This is a genomic window from Pseudoalteromonas sp. BSi20311 (genome assembly GCF_000239875.1).
In the GTDB taxonomy this organism is placed as follows: domain Bacteria; phylum Pseudomonadota; class Gammaproteobacteria; order Enterobacterales; family Alteromonadaceae; genus Pseudoalteromonas.
In genome coordinates, this window is sequence record NZ_BADU01000080.1 from 43,390 (window position 1) to 58,045 (window position 14,656).

11 protein-coding genes are annotated in these 14,656 nt (G+C 40.8%); 9 read left to right on the forward strand and 2 right to left on the reverse strand.

The annotated features are described in order from the left end of the window. Positions 1–46 precede the first annotated feature (46 nt). On the reverse strand, positions 47–1,333 hold the full coding sequence (locus tag P20311_RS09335; protein ID WP_008112082.1) for a citrate synthase: 1,287 nt from the start codon (positions 1,331–1,333) through the stop codon (positions 47–49). A 407-nt stretch (positions 1,334–1,740) separates the two neighbouring features. Between P20311_RS09335 and sdhC the strand changes: the two genes are divergently transcribed. The 8 genes from sdhC to sucD all read left to right on the forward strand — a co-directional run bounded on the left by sdhC (position 1,741) and on the right by sucD (position 11,598). After that, positions 1,741–2,118, forward strand: coding sequence for a succinate dehydrogenase, cytochrome b556 subunit (gene sdhC, locus P20311_RS09340; RefSeq protein ID WP_010390126.1), 378 nt, complete (start codon positions 1,741–1,743; stop codon positions 2,116–2,118). Then, positions 2,109–2,456 carry a succinate dehydrogenase, hydrophobic membrane anchor protein gene (sdhD, locus tag P20311_RS09345; RefSeq protein ID WP_008112086.1) on the forward strand — a complete coding sequence of 116 codons (348 nt, stop codon included), beginning with the start codon at positions 2,109–2,111 and terminating at the stop codon, positions 2,454–2,456. The genes sdhC and sdhD overlap by 10 nt, the downstream gene beginning before the upstream one ends. Beyond that, positions 2,457–4,229 carry a succinate dehydrogenase flavoprotein subunit gene (gene sdhA, locus P20311_RS09350; protein ID WP_008112088.1) on the forward strand — a complete coding sequence of 591 codons (1,773 nt, stop codon included), beginning with the start codon at positions 2,457–2,459 and terminating at the stop codon, positions 4,227–4,229. A gap of 10 nt (positions 4,230–4,239) precedes the next feature. Next, entirely contained in the window at positions 4,240–4,956 is a 717-nt protein-coding gene (locus P20311_RS09355; RefSeq protein ID WP_008112091.1) for a succinate dehydrogenase iron-sulfur subunit, read from the forward strand. An 86-nt stretch (positions 4,957–5,042) separates the two neighbouring features. Continuing rightward, a complete protein-coding gene (gene sucA, locus P20311_RS09360) occupies positions 5,043–7,862 on the forward strand; it encodes a 2-oxoglutarate dehydrogenase E1 component (protein WP_008112092.1) in 2,820 nt (939 codons plus the stop codon). A gap of 3 nt (positions 7,863–7,865) precedes the next feature. After that, a complete protein-coding gene (gene odhB / locus P20311_RS09365; RefSeq protein ID WP_008112094.1) occupies positions 7,866–9,383 on the forward strand; it encodes a 2-oxoglutarate dehydrogenase complex dihydrolipoyllysine-residue succinyltransferase in 1,518 nt (505 codons plus the stop codon). Positions 9,384–9,559: 176 nt separating this feature from the next. Continuing rightward, entirely contained in the window at positions 9,560–10,726 is a 1,167-nt protein-coding gene (gene sucC / locus P20311_RS09370; protein ID WP_008112097.1) for an ADP-forming succinate--CoA ligase subunit beta, read from the forward strand. Continuing rightward, the gene (sucD, locus tag P20311_RS09375; protein WP_008112099.1) at positions 10,726–11,598 is read left to right on the forward strand and encodes a succinate--CoA ligase subunit alpha; all 873 of its coding nucleotides are present in this window, start codon (positions 10,726–10,728) and stop codon (positions 11,596–11,598) included. The genes sucC and sucD overlap by 1 nt, the downstream gene beginning before the upstream one ends. Before the next feature lie 78 nt (positions 11,599–11,676). Here sucD and P20311_RS09380 read toward each other — a convergent pair whose 3' ends face one another. Continuing rightward, on the reverse strand, positions 11,677–12,747 hold the full coding sequence (locus P20311_RS09380; RefSeq protein ID WP_008112101.1) for a DUF3083 family protein: 1,071 nt from the start codon (positions 12,745–12,747) through the stop codon (positions 11,677–11,679). A gap of 216 nt (positions 12,748–12,963) precedes the next feature. Here P20311_RS09380 and glnS point away from each other — a divergent pair, with 216 nt between their 5' ends. Further along, positions 12,964–14,628, forward strand: a complete 1,665-nt coding sequence (gene glnS, locus P20311_RS09385) for a glutamine--tRNA ligase (RefSeq protein WP_008112102.1) — start codon at positions 12,964–12,966, stop codon at positions 14,626–14,628. Positions 14,629–14,656: the final 28 nt, after the last annotated feature.

Consider the following 14,656-nt stretch of genomic DNA (forward strand, 5'->3'; position numbering starts at 1 on the left):
TAATAAAAAAGGCCGCAAAAGCGGCCTTTTAAACTAACTTTAAAGCTTAGCGCTTGTCAGTTGCTTTGTAATCACGGGCTGTTTCACCTGTGTAAAGCTGACGTGGGCGGCTGATCTTGTGGCCAGGTTGAGAAAGCATCTCGTCCCAGTGTGAGATCCAACCTACAGTACGTGCCATTGCAAAAATTACAGTGAACATGCTAGTAGGAATACCAATCGCTTTTAAGATAATACCTGAGTAGAAATCTACGTTAGGGTATAGTTTCTTCTCAACAAAGTATGGGTCTTCAAGTGCAATTTGCTCAAGCTTCATAGCAATATCAAGCAATGGATCTTGAATGTTTAGCTCTGCTAATACTTCATGACACGTTTGACGCATTACGGTTGCACGTGGGTCGAAGTTTTTGTAAACACGGTGTCCAAAGCCCATAAGACGGAACGGATCCGCTTTATCTTTTGCTTTTGCTACGTATTCGTCAATACGATCAACTGAGCCAATTTCTTCTAACATGTTTAAACATGCTTCGTTAGCACCGCCGTGAGCAGGGCCCCAAAGAGATGCAATACCCGCAGCAATACATGCATAAGGGTTAGCACCAGAAGAACCTGCTAAACGTACTGTTGACGTTGAAGCATTCTGTTCGTGGTCAGCATGAAGCATAAAGATTTTATCCATTGCTTTAGCTGTTACTGGGTTTACTTTGTATTCTTCAGCAGGAACAGAGAACATCATGTGTAAGAAGTTTTCTGCATAGCTCAGATCATTGCGTGGGTATACAAACGGTTGACCGATGTTTGTTTTGTATGCCATTGCTGCAATTGTTGGTAACTTAGCAACTAATTTAATAGCGCTTGTTTTACGTTGAACTGCGTCAGTGATATCAAGATCTTCATGATAAAAAGAAGATAAAGCACCAACAACACCACATAGCATTGCCATTGGGTGAGCATCAAAACGGAAACCTTGGAAGAAGTTTGCGATTTTCTCATCTAGCATAGTGCTACGAGTGATTTTTGTAGCAAAATCATCGTATTGCTCTTTAGTTGGTAACTCACCGTTTAAAAGTAAGTAACATAACTCAATGTAGTTAGAGCTTTCTGCTAACTGCTCGATTGGGTAACCACGGTGTAGTAAAACACCTTTACCACCATCGATGTAAGTGATGGTAGATTCACAAGAACCAGTCGACATGAAACCTGGGTCATAAGTAAAGTGACCATGTGAGCCGAGTGTACGTACATCAATTACATCTTGGCCAGCAGTACCTTGATAAATTGGAAGTTCGATTGGATCTAGCCCATCAATATGGACTGTGGCTTTCTTATCTGCCATCTATGTATCTCCTATTAAGATAACTATTCTGATTTTTTATATTCTAAAATCTATTCTAAGCACATCTTTACATTTTAACGTGAAAGAGGGGTATAAAGTCAATTTTTATAAGTATTATGCACATATGTATAATAAATATTCGGTATAGATTGAATATTATACCATTGGCTAATTCGCAAACGTCTCAAAGTAAACAAGAATTGTAAAAGAGTCTCCGGCTATATATACTATCGGAGGTTTTTAACCAATTAGTATTTGGGTAAACTTTTTTTTACATAATATTTTTCATAAAAAGTGAACTTTATTGGTATTAATACGTTTATTTTGATAGTTCCACCAGAAACACTTGGTGGGTTTTAGAAAAACAAGTAGATGAGCCCCACTGCGGGCAAGATGGGCAAGTAACTGTGAAAAAGCAAAGACCTGTAAATCTAGATCTAACAACTATATCTATGCCGGCAACGGCTAAAGCTTCAATTTTTCACCGCGTCACCGGTGTTGCATTATTTTTTGCTTTAACGTTTGTCATTTGGGCTTGGTCAGAGTCTCTTTCTTCAGCTGAAGGTTTTGAATTCGTCAAGGGTCTGTTTAACGGATTCATTGCCAAATTTATAGCTTGGGGCACCCTTTCTGTATTGGGTTATCACCTTATTGGTGGTATCCGTCATATTATTATGGACATGGGGCATTGGGAAGAACTTGAATCAGGCAACACTAGCGCTAAAATTGCGATGGCACTTGGCGTTGTGTTTGCTGTATTGGCAGGGGTGTGGATATGGTCTTAAATCAAGCAACTCTTAAACGTGATGGCGTACAAGATTATGTATCTTTACGCACAACGGCATTAATAATCAGTGCGTATGCAATTTTTATTATCGGCTATTTTTTAGCGATGCCAGAAGTCACATATGACGCCTGGACAGGCCTATTCTCTAACCTAGCAATGAAAGGGGCGACATTAATTACCCTAGTTTGCATTATGGTTCATACCCGTATTGGCCTTTGGCAGGTTCTAACCGACTATGTAAAGGGCGCTAAATTGCGTGCTTTTTTAGGCTTTGTACTAAACCTAATGGCTATCGCTTACGTAGCTGTAGGTTTAATCGTTTTATGGGGTGTTTAAGTGAAATATTCTGTTCGTGAATTTGACGCCGTAGTAATTGGTGCCGGTGGTGCAGGTATGCGCGCTGCTCTTGCTATTACTGAATCTGGCAAAACATGTGCGCTAATCTCTAAAGTTTTCCCGACACGCTCACACACTGTATCTGCTCAAGGTGGTATTACAGTAGCGCTAGGTAATTCACATGAAGATAACTGGGAATGGCATATGTATGATACCGTTAAAGGCTCCGATTTTATCGGTGACCAAGACGCTATCGAATACATGTGTAATACAGGCCCAGAAGCTATTACTGAATTAGAAAACATGGGTTTACCATTTTCTCGTTTTGAAAATGGCCGTGTTTACCAACGTCCTTTCGGTGGTCAATCGAAAAACTTTGGTGGTGAACAAGCTGCACGTACAGCAGCAGCTGCTGACCGTACTGGTCACGCATTATTACACCTTCTTTATCAACAAAACGTTAAAAACAAAACAAATGTGTTCTCAGAATGGTATGCACTTGATTTAGTTAAAAACGATAATGGCGATGTAGTAGGTTGTACAGCAATTGAAATTGAAACAGGTGAAATCACTTTCTTCAAATCAAAAGCAGTTGTGTTAGCTACTGGTGGTGCAGGTCGTATTTTCGCATCAACAACTAATGCTCACATTAACACTGGTGACGGTGTTGGTATGGCGACTCGTGCTGGTATTTCTATGCAAGACATGGAAATGTGGCAGTTCCATCCGACAGGTATCGCAGGTGCTGGTACGCTAGTAACTGAAGGTTGTCGTGGTGAAGGTGGTTATCTTTTAAATAAAGATGGCGAACGCTTCATGGAGCGCTATGCACCAAATGCTAAAGATTTAGCATCTCGTGACGTTGTTGCTCGTTCAATGATGACAGAAATTCGTGAAGGTCGTGGTTGTGATGGTCCTTGGGGTCCTCACCTTAAGTTGAAACTTGACCACTTAGGCGAAGAAACGCTTAACTTACGCCTTCCTGGTGTATGTGATCTTGCTAAAACATTTGCTCACGTTGATCCTGCAAAAGAACCAATTCCAGTTATCCCAACATGTCACTACATGATGGGTGGTGTACCTACTAACGTAAATGGTCAAGTACTAAATATCGATGCCGCTGGCAACGAAAAAGTAGTTCAAGGTTTATTTGCGGTTGGTGAGATTGCATGTGTATCTGTACACGGTGCTAACCGCCTTGGTGGTAACTCATTACTTGATTTAGTTGTATTTGGTCGTGCTGCTGGTAACTTCCTAGGTAAGTACCTAAATGACGTTGAAATCTCTAAAGCAGCTTCTGAGTCTGATTTAGAAGCGTCTTTAGCTCGATTTAACCGTTGGGAAAGCTCAACAGTTGGTCAAGGCGAAGACCCAGTACAAATCAAGAAAGACCTACAACAGTGTATGCAGCTTAACTTCTCGGTATTCCGTGAAGGTGACTCAATGGCTACGGGTCTTACTGAGCTTAAAGAAATTCGTGAACGTCTACAGCATGCACGTCTTGATGATAAATCATCAGACTTCAACACCATGCGTATTGAATGTTTAGAATTAGACAACTTAATGGAAACAGCTTACTCAACTGCAGTAGCTGCAAACTTCCGTACTGAAAGCCGTGGCGCACACTCTCGCTTTGACTTCCCAGATCGTGATGACGAAAACTGGTTATGTCACTCAGTATTCAATCCGGTAACGGATGAAATGAGCAAGCGTAAAGTAAACTACGAGCCTAAGCTACGTGAAGCTTTCCCACCTAAAGCACGTACCTACTAGGAGCGAGACGATGGCACAAGTACAATTTTCAGTTTATCGTTACAATCCAGATGTTGACAACGCACCTCGTATGCAAGACTACACTTTGCAAACTGAGGAAGGCCAAGACATGATGGTATTGGATGCACTTTTATTATTAAAAGAGCAAGATCCAACTTTATCATTCCGTCGTTCATGCCGTGAAGGTGTGTGTGGTTCAGACGGTGTAAACATGAATGGTAAGAATGGGTTAGCATGTATTACTCCTTTATCTACGCTACAAAAAAATGGCAAAGGTAAAATCGTAGTACGTCCATTACCTGGACTTCCTGTTGTCCGTGACCTTGTTATTGACATGAGTCAGTTCTACACTCAATACGAAAAAGTAAAACCTTATTTAATTAATGACGAGCCTGCTGCAGGCGAACGTCTTCAATCTATTGAAGAGCGTGATAAATTAGATGGGCTTTATGAGTGTATTTTATGTGCATGTTGTTCTACATCGTGTCCTTCTTTCTGGTGGAATCCAGATAAGTTTATAGGTCCAGCAGGCCTTCTTCATGCTTACCGTTTCTTAGCTGATAGCCGAGATACTGCAACAGAAGAGCGTTTAGCCGACTTAGACGATGCATTCAGTGTGTTCCGTTGCCACAGTATCATGAACTGTGTTAGCGTTTGTCCTAAGGGTCTTAACCCGACTAAAGCAATTGGGCAAATAAAATCTATGTTATTAAACCGCTCGGTTTAATTTCTGGTAGACGAAAGATGGCTAATATTTATTAGCCATCTTGTTATATAACTATTAATTTCTGCGCTAAAAAAAAGGGCTTATAAATGCACGAAGGTGTGATGAAGGCATGGCTAGAATCTTCACATTTAAACGGCGGTAACGTTGCTTATGTTGAAGAGCTTTATGAAGCGTATTTAGACGATGCGACTTCGGTGCCAGAAGAATGGCGAGAAGTGTTCGAACAATTACCAAAAGTAGATGGTGTGGATGTTGAAGTAAAACATTCAGAAGTTCGTTCACAATTTGCGGCGCTTGCTAAAAACAAGCATAGAGAAGTAGTGGTAGCAGAGGGCAGCGGCGGTGACCTTAAACAGGTTAAAGTTCTGCAACTTATTAATGCTTTCCGTTTTCGTGGACACCAAAATGCGAACCTAGATCCATTAGGTATTTGGCAACGAGAGCGTGTACGAGATTTAGAGCTAGAGTACCACGACTTATCAAATGCTGACTTTGACCGCGAATTTAACGTAGGATCGTTTGCCGTAGGCCGCGATACTATGCCTTTAGGTGAGTTATACCAAGCACTAAAAACTACATATTGTGGTTCTATTGGCGCCGAGTATATGCACATCACATCAACAGAAGAGAAACGTTGGTTACAACAGCGTTTAGAGTCTGTTCAGTCTAGGCCAAAATTCGATAAAAATGAAAAGCTACGTATCCTAAAAGGATTAACAGCGGCTGATGGTCTTGAAAAATATTTAGGGGCTAAGTTCCCGGGTGCTAAGCGTTTCTCACTTGAAGGTGGTGATGCGTTAGTGCCTATGCTTAAAGAGCTTATACACCGCGCGGGTGAAAGTGGCCAAAAAGAAGCCGTAATCGGCATGGCTCACCGCGGTCGTTTAAATGTACTTGTGAACGTGCTTGGTAAAAATCCATCAGAGTTATTTGATGAGTTTGCTGGTAAACACAAAGACACATTAAGCTCGGGTGATGTTAAGTATCACATGGGTTACTCTTCAGATTTCGCGACTAAAGGCGGCAATGTGCATATGGCACTTGCGTTTAATCCATCGCACTTAGAAATCGTAAATCCTGTAGTAATGGGTTCTGTACGCGCACGTCTTGATCGTCTAAACGACAAAACGGGCAGTAAAGCACTTCCTATTACTATTCACGGCGACTCTGCAATTGCAGGTCAGGGTGTTGTACAAGAAACGTTTAATTTATCACAAACTAATGCATTTAGTTGTGGTGGTAGTATTCGTATCGTTGTTAATAACCAAGTTGGTTTTACAACAAGCAAACAAGACGATGTTCGCTCTACTGATTACTGTACTGATATTGCAAAAATGGTCCAGTCACCAATTTTCCACGTAAACTCTGATGATCCTGAAGCGGTTGCGTTTGTTACGCAATTAGCGCTTGATTTTAGAAACCAGTTTAAGCGTGATGTAGTGATTGACCTTGTTTGTTACCGTCGCCATGGTCATAACGAAGCTGATGAGCCAAATGCTACACAGCCTGTTATGTATCAAAAAATCAAAAAGCATCCAGTTCCGCGCTTAATTTATGCCGATCAGTTAATTTCAGAAGGTTCTTTTACAGAAGATGAAGTCAAAGCGCTTGCTGATGATTACCGTAATGGCTTAGATGATGGCAACTGTGTGGTTGAAGAAATTCAACCAGAAACGTCACACTCTTCTGATTGGGCTAAATACGTTGGTCATGATTGGAATGTTGACTACGATGCATCTGTTTCTGTAGAGAAGCTTAAAGAACTTGGTAACATTGTTGCCAGTTACCCTGAAGATCACAAAGCACAGTCACGTGTTAAGAAAATATACGATGATCGTAAAGCAATGGCAGCCGGTGAAAAACCACTTGATTGGGGTATGGCAGAAACTTTAGCGTATGCAACTATTGCTGCTGAAGGCACGGATATTCGCCTAACAGGTCAAGATTCTGGCCGTGGTACCTTCTTCCATCGCCATGCCGTTGTTCATGGCCAAAAAGACGGTGCAACGTACTTGCCGCTACAAAACATCAGTGAAGATCAAGGTACATTTGAAGTATTTGATTCGGTTTTATCTGAAGAAGCGGTATTAGCATTTGAATATGGTTATGCAACTGCAGAGCCGACTTCACTTGTTCTGTGGGAAGCGCAATTTGGTGATTTCGCCAATGGTGCACAGGTTGTATTCGACCAGTTCTTAAGTTCAGGCGAGCAAAAGTGGGGCCGTCTATGTGGCCTAACGTGTTTATTGCCACATGGTTATGAAGGCCAAGGTCCTGAGCATAGCTCTGCGCGTCTTGAGCGTTTCTTACAGCTTTGTGCTGATCATAATATGCAAGTGTGTGTACCATCAACACCGGCACAAGTTTATGCAATGCTTCGTCGTCAATCGGTAAGACCTCTTCGTCGTCCACTGATTGTTATGACGCCAAAATCATTGCTACGTCACCCATTAGCTACATCATCACTTGAAGAGCTTTCTGAGGGTGTATTCCACAATGTGATCGATGAAATTGATGATATTGATGCGAAGAAAGTAGAACGCGTTGTATTTTGTAGTGGTAAAGTTTACTACGAATTATTACAAGAGCGTCGTAAGCTTGAGCAAGACAACATTGCTATTGTTCGTGTTGAACAGCTATACCCGTTCCCACATGACGAAATGAAGACGATTATAGAACGTTATCAGCATGTTAAAGATTTTGTATGGTGTCAGGAAGAGCCACAAAACCAAGGCGCTTGGTATTGTTCTCAACATCACTTTATTGATGCAATTCCACAAGATGCAAAATTAAAATATGCTGGTCGTAAAGCCTCAGCATCACCTGCATGTGGTTATATGTCAGTACATACTAAAGAACAACAAGCGCTCGTTGCCGACGCGCTTACTATAGAAAAGAAAGGATAAGCAATGAGCACAGAGATTAAAGTTCCTGTTCTTCCTGAGTCGGTTGCAGATGCTTCCGTTGCTACATGGCATGTAAGTGTTGGCGACAAAGTAAGCCGTGACCAAAACTTAGTAGATATTGAAACAGACAAAGTGGTTTTAGAAGTGGTTGCACAAAACGATGGTGTAATCACTGAAATTTCACAAGAAGAGGGTGCTACGGTACTTGGCGACCAAGTGATCGGTTTAATTGGCGATGCAGATGAAGCACCGGCAACTAAAGAGTCAAAAGAAGATGACTCAGCATCAGATAAATCAGAAGACGCGCCTGCGGCGCAATCAGCACCAGCATCAGAAGGTAAAGAAGTGGATATTAAAGTACCTGTACTTCCAGAATCAGTTGCAGATGCAACAATTGCTACTTGGCATGTTCAACCAGGCGACGCCGTAACACGCGACCAAAACTTGGTAGATATTGAAACAGATAAAGTTGTACTTGAAGTTGTTGCCCAAGAAGACGGCGTTATGGGTGAAATAATCCATGACGAAGGCGATACCGTTCTTGGTGAGCAAGTAATTGGTAAGGTAAAAGCAGGCGCTGCACCAGCTAAATCTGAAGCTAAAGCGGATGCACCAGCAGCCAAAGAAGAAAGCTCAAGCGATAGTTCAGATGTGTTAACGCCATCAGTGCGTCGTTTAATTGCTGAGAAAGGCCTAGATGCTTCAAAAATAAAAGGTTCAGGTAAAAATGGCCGTGTGACTAAAGAAGATGTAGATCAATTCTTAAAAGCACCTGCTCCAGCAGCGAAAGCAGAAGCAGCACCAGCAGCACCAATGGGTGACCGTACTCAAAAACGTGTGCCTATGACACGTTTACGTAAAACCATTGCTAATCGTCTTCTTGAAGCGAAAAACTCAACTGCAATGTTAACCACGTTTAACGAAGTTAATATGAAGCCAATAATGGATCTTCGTAAGCAGTACCAAGAAGTATTTGAAAAGCGTCACGGTATCCGTTTAGGTTTCATGTCTTTCTACGTTAAAGCGGTAACTGAAGCGTTAAAGCGTTTCCCAGATGTAAATGCATCAATTGATGGCGATGATATTGTTTATCACAACTATTTCGACATCAGTATTGCTGTTTCTACGCCACGTGGCTTGGTAACGCCAGTACTTAAAGATTGTGACAAATTATCAGTTGCAGAAATCGAAAAAGGTATTCGTGAGCTAGCTCTTAAAGGTCGTGATGGCAAGCTAACACTTGACGATATGACTGGCGGTAATTTCACTATTACTAACGGTGGTGTATTCGGCTCATTACTATCAACACCAATCATTAACTTACCGCAGTCTTCAATCTTAGGAATGCACAAAATCCAAGATCGTCCAATGGCTGTTAATGGTAAAGTTGAAATCTTACCTATGATGTATTTAGCGTTATCTTACGATCATCGCCAAATCGATGGTAAAGAATCAGTTGGTTTCTTAGTAACAATTAAAGAGTTACTTGAAGATCCAACACGTTTACTGCTAGATGTTTAATTAAGTAGTATGAAATATAAGCTGTGAGTTAAAATCACAGCTTTTTTTTTGCGCCTAAGGTCATACTGGGGTTTTCATGTAGCGCCATGAGATCTATACTAGGCACGCAATTTGGGATAGTTGTTTATTTGCATAAATATTCAGCTCTTTTAATATAAAAAATTGGATAAAGCATCATGAATTTGCATGAGTATCAGGCAAAACAACTTTTTGCCGAATATGGTTTACCAGTTTCTCAAGGTTTCGCTTGCGATACACCTGAAGAAGCTGTAGCAGCTGCTGAAAAAATTGGCGGCGATATGTGGGTTGTTAAAACTCAGGTTCACGCAGGTGGGCGTGGTAAAGCTGGCGGTGTAAAGCTAGTTAAAACTATCGACGAAGTTAAAGCGTTTGCAGCTAACTGGTTAGGTAAAAACCTAGTTACTTACCAAACAGACGAGAAAGGCCAGCCAGTTGCTAAAATTTTAGTAGAAAGCTGTACAGATATCGCAAACGAACTGTACCTAGGTGCTGTTGTTGACCGTGCTTCTCGTAAAGTTGTGTTCATGGCGTCTACTGAAGGCGGCGTTGAAATTGAAACTGTTGCTGAAGAAACACCAGAACTTATCCACAAAGCTGAGATTGATCCTTTAGTAGGTCCTCAAGCTTACCAAGCTCGTGAGCTTGGTTTTAAATTGGGTCTTAACCCAACACAAATGAAACAGTTCGTTAAGATCTTTATGGGTCTTGGCAACATGTTCAACGATTTCGATTTCGCATTACTTGAAATCAACCCACTAGTAATCACAGATGAAGGTAACCTTCACTGTCTAGATGGTAAAATTGGTATCGATGGTAATGCACTTTACCGTCAACCTAAAATCCGTGAAATGCACGATCCATCTCAAGAAGATGCACGTGAAGCTCACGCAGCAAGCTTCGAGCTTAACTACGTAGCCCTAGATGGTAACGTAGGTTGTATGGTTAACGGTGCAGGCCTAGCAATGGGTACTATGGACATCGTAAACCTACACGGTGGCAAGCCAGCTAACTTCCTAGATGTTGGTGGCGGCGCGACTAAAGAACGTGTTTCTGAAGCATTCAAAATCATCCTTTCAGATGACAACGTTAAAGCTGTTTTAGTTAACATCTTCGGCGGAATCGTTCGTTGTGACATGATTGCAGAAGGCATCATTGGCGCAGTTAAAGAAGTAGGTGTAACAGTACCAGTAGTTGTACGTTTAGAAGGTACTAATGCTGAATTAGGCCGTGAAGTACTTGCTAAGTCTGATCTTAACATCATTGCTGCTGAATCATTAACAGACGCGGCTGAAAAAGTTGTTGCTGCTGCGGAGGGCAAATAATGTCTGTATTAATCAATAAAGATACAAAAGTTATCTGTCAAGGTTTCACTGGTGGTCAAGGTACTTTCCACTCAGAGCAAGCGCTTGAGTACGGTACACAAATGGTTGGTGGTGTAAGCCCAGGTAAAGGCGGTCAAACGCACCTTGGTCTTCCAGTATTTAACACAGTACGTGATGCTGTAGAAGCAACTGGCGCAACTGCATCAGTTATCTACGTACCGGCACCTTTTTGTAAAGATGCAATCTTAGAAGCAATCGATGCGGGCATCGAGCTAATTGTTTGTATCACTGAAGGTATTCCTACACTTGATATGGTTGACGTTAAAGTTAAACTAGATCAAACAGGTACACGTATGATCGGTCCTAACTGTCCAGGTGTTATCACTCCTGGTGAGACTAAGATTGGTATCATGCCTGGTCACATCCACAAGCCTGGTAAAGTAGGTATTGTTTCTCGCTCTGGTACTTTAACGTACGAAGCGGTTAAGCAAACTACAGATGCTGGTTTTGGTCAGTCTACGTGTGTTGGTATTGGTGGTGACCCAATTCCAGGTACTAACTTTATCGACGTTTTAGAAATGTTCGAAAAAGACGACCAAACTGAAGCAATCGTAATGATTGGTGAAATTGGTGGTACTGCAGAAGAAGAAGCTGCAGAGTACATTAAAGCTAACGTAACTAAACCTGTTGTTTCTTACATTGCTGGTGTTACTGCACCAGAAGGTAAGCGTATGGGTCACGCTGGCGCAATCATCGCAGGCGGTAAAGGTACTGCTGATGAGAAATTTGCTGCATTAGAAGCTGCGGGCGTAAAAACTGTACGTTCACTGGCTGATATCGGTAAAGCACTTAAAGAAAAAACAAGCTGGTAATCAGCGGTTACTCTTTAAAAAAAGGCTCGCAATTGCGAGCCTTTTTGTTATCTATGACTAGAGCGTATTGCCTTAATCTTAAAACGGGTAACTAATATGCTGAAAAAATCTCAGAGATAAATCTTGGCGCTGCTTATTTATAGCTAATTCATCACAGAATGCATGAACGGTTTTCTCTACTTGGTTCATAAAGCGACCATAGCCAATTTCATGTTTGTTATGTGCGGCGGCAACAATCACAAAATGTAGCGTCTCTACGAGTTTATTTTCATCAAAAAATACTTTTATTTGTGGCGCTGAATCTTCTATATCAAAACTAATTTTTTGTAACTCACCATTTCCCTCATTTCTATCCACTTCACTATTACGAATTATTGGCATTGCCCCATTGGCAACCATCGCTGCATGGGTGAGTTTATTATCTTCACAAAGTTGACTAAATAACTGTGAAAAGTGGCTATAAAACGGCTTATAAGTTTGGCTGTTAATCTCACTTTGAAACTGCGTTTTAATATTACGAGTTATCGGTATCGAAAAAGTGACATAGGTCATTTCTGCGTGTGTGCTTGGTATCTCGCATTGTCTTGATTGATAACGAGGATATAAACTTCTTAATTTATAACCGTAACTTTCTTTATTGCCTTTTTCTTTAGCGAATAAATCATAGGTCAAATGCTGATGATCACGTAATTTAAAGCTTGGTTGCTCTACAAATAATTGCTGTTGTAAAAGATCCAAAACTTTTTGTACATTATTATGGAATTGGGCGGAGTGAGCGCGAATATCATCCCCAGTGGCTAAAAACAGTAAGCGAATCTTTTTGCTTTGCTGATCTTCGGTGTAATGAAGTTTATGTGCTTCATGGTAACGAGGATTATAGAAAAACAACATTTGCTTATCGGTTTCAAGTTGATAAGACTCATCATGAAATCGCACGACCGGCAGTTTATCATTGGCGAGTAAATGCACATTGTGAAGTTCATATTCATCACAAGCGGCAAATAGTTGGCGAGCAATACGCTGATAACACGCATTAATATTACTAAAGCTCTTATAAAACTCATCGTTTGGCGTGATTTCAGCTAATAAATAATGGTTTGCTCTAGCATTGCTTGGTATATAAACACGGTGTTGATTTAATGAAGCCATCTTTCGTTCCTGTAAGTTGGGTTTATTTTTGTACTATAAAGTGCTTTGATGACTTAAATATTGCGCTAAAACAAATTTTGTTCATAAACTATCCCTTATTAAACAAACTTTGTTAATTACCAGCATAAACCCGTATCTATTACTGTATGTTACGCTTGGTTTTTGTAATAATGCATTAGTTTTGTTATCACGCAATATACAGAGGTTTATACTCCTATGGCGGAAATCGAGAATCGCCCAAGTAACTTTATTAGAACCCGAATTGATGAAGATTTAGCAAGTGGAAAACATGCCACAACGCATACCCGTTTTCCACCAGAACCAAATGGCTTTTTACATATTGGCCATGCAAAATCAATTTGCCTAAATTTTGGTATCGCCAAAGACTATAACGGTTTATGTAACCTTCGTTTTGACGATACAAACCCAGAAAAAGAAGATATTAACTATGTTAATTCAATTAAAGAAGACGTACAGTGGTTAGGGTTTAATTGGGATGGTGAGATTAAATATTCGTCAAACTATTTTGATGTGCTTTACGGCTATGCAGTTGAGTTAATTGAAAAAGGTTTAGCGTATGTGTGTTTTTTAACTGCCGATCAAGCGCGTGAATACCGTGGCACATTAAAAGAGCCAGGTAAGAATAGCCCTTATCGCGATACCTCGGTTGAAGAAAACCTCGCATTATTTGAAAAGATGCGCAATGGTGAATTTAAAGAAGGTGAATGTGTTCTACGTGCTAAAATTGATATGGCCAGCTCATTTATGGTGCTGCGCGATCCAATTATTTACCGCGTTCGTTTTGCACATCATCACCAAACAGCTGATAAATGGTGCATTTACCCAATGTACGACTTCACGCATTGTATTTCTGATGCGCTAGAAGGTATAACACATTCATTATGTACCTTAGAATTCCAAGATAACCGTCGTCTTTACGACTGGGTTCTTGATAATATCAGCCTTGAGTGCCACCCACAGCAAATTGAATTTTCACGGTTAAACCTTGAATACACAATTATGTCAAAGCGTAAGCTTAATGACTTAGTGGTAAATAACAAGGTAGAAGGGTGGGATGACCCGCGTATGCCAACGATTGCGGGTCTTCGTCGTCGAGGTTATACACCGGCTTCAATTCGTGAGTTTTGTTTACGTATTGGTATTACTAAACAAGAAAATATGGTTGAAATGGGTATGCTTGAAGCGTGTATCCGTGATGACTTAAACGAAAATGCACCGCGTGCTATGGCTGTACTTGATCCGGTTAAAATCGTGATTGAGAATTATCAAGCCGACACCGTTGAAACATTGTCTGTTGCTAATCACCCAAATAAAGAAGAAATGGGTCGCCGTGACGTGCCTTTTACTCGTGAAATTTTTATTGAACGTGAAGATTTCCGCGAAGAAGCAAACAATAAATTTAAACGTTTAGTACTTGATAAAGAAGTACGCTTACGTGGCGCTTATGTAATTAAAGCCGAGCGTGTTGAAAAAGACGATAACGGTGAAATTACCACTATTTACTGTACTTACGATCCTGAAACATTGGGTAAAAACCCAAGCGATGGGCGTAAGGTAAAAGGGGTGATTCATTGGGTGTCAGCACCTGAGTCAGTGACGGCGGAAGTACGTTTATATGACCGTTTATTCAGTGTGCCTAATCCTGCAGCAGCAGAAGATTTTGAAAGCACATTAAACCCAGAGTCATTAGTTGTTATTACTAATGCAAAACTAGAACCTTCATTGGCAAATTCACAGCCTGCGCAAGGTTTCCAGTTTGAGCGTACCGGCTATTTTTCACGTGATACTAAATCAGAGAACGTGGTATTTAACCAAACTGTAGGTCTGCGTGACTCATGGGCTAAAATAGAACAGAAGTAATTCTGCTCTATTTTAGATACAAAAAAAC

Excerpts from the sequence above, each read along its gene's own strand:
- P20311_RS09335 (WP_008112082.1), bottom strand. The coding sequence starts at position 1,333 with ATGGCAGATAAGAAAGCCACAGTCCATATTGATGGGCTAGATCCAATC.
- sdhD (WP_008112086.1), top strand. The coding sequence starts at position 2,109 with ATGGTCTTAAATCAAGCAACTCTTAAACGTGATGGCGTACAAGATTAT.
- P20311_RS09355 (WP_008112091.1), top strand. The coding sequence starts at position 4,240 with ATGGCACAAGTACAATTTTCAGTTTATCGTTACAATCCAGATGTTGAC.
- sucA (WP_008112092.1), top strand. The coding sequence starts at position 5,043 with ATGCACGAAGGTGTGATGAAGGCATGGCTAGAATCTTCACATTTAAAC.
- odhB (WP_008112094.1), top strand. The coding sequence starts at position 7,866 with ATGAGCACAGAGATTAAAGTTCCTGTTCTTCCTGAGTCGGTTGCAGAT.
- sucC (WP_008112097.1), top strand. The coding sequence starts at position 9,560 with ATGAATTTGCATGAGTATCAGGCAAAACAACTTTTTGCCGAATATGGT.
- sucD (WP_008112099.1), top strand. The coding sequence starts at position 10,726 with ATGTCTGTATTAATCAATAAAGATACAAAAGTTATCTGTCAAGGTTTC.
- P20311_RS09380 (WP_008112101.1), bottom strand. The coding sequence starts at position 12,747 with ATGGCTTCATTAAATCAACACCGTGTTTATATACCAAGCAATGCTAGA.
- glnS (WP_008112102.1), top strand. The coding sequence starts at position 12,964 with ATGGCGGAAATCGAGAATCGCCCAAGTAACTTTATTAGAACCCGAATT.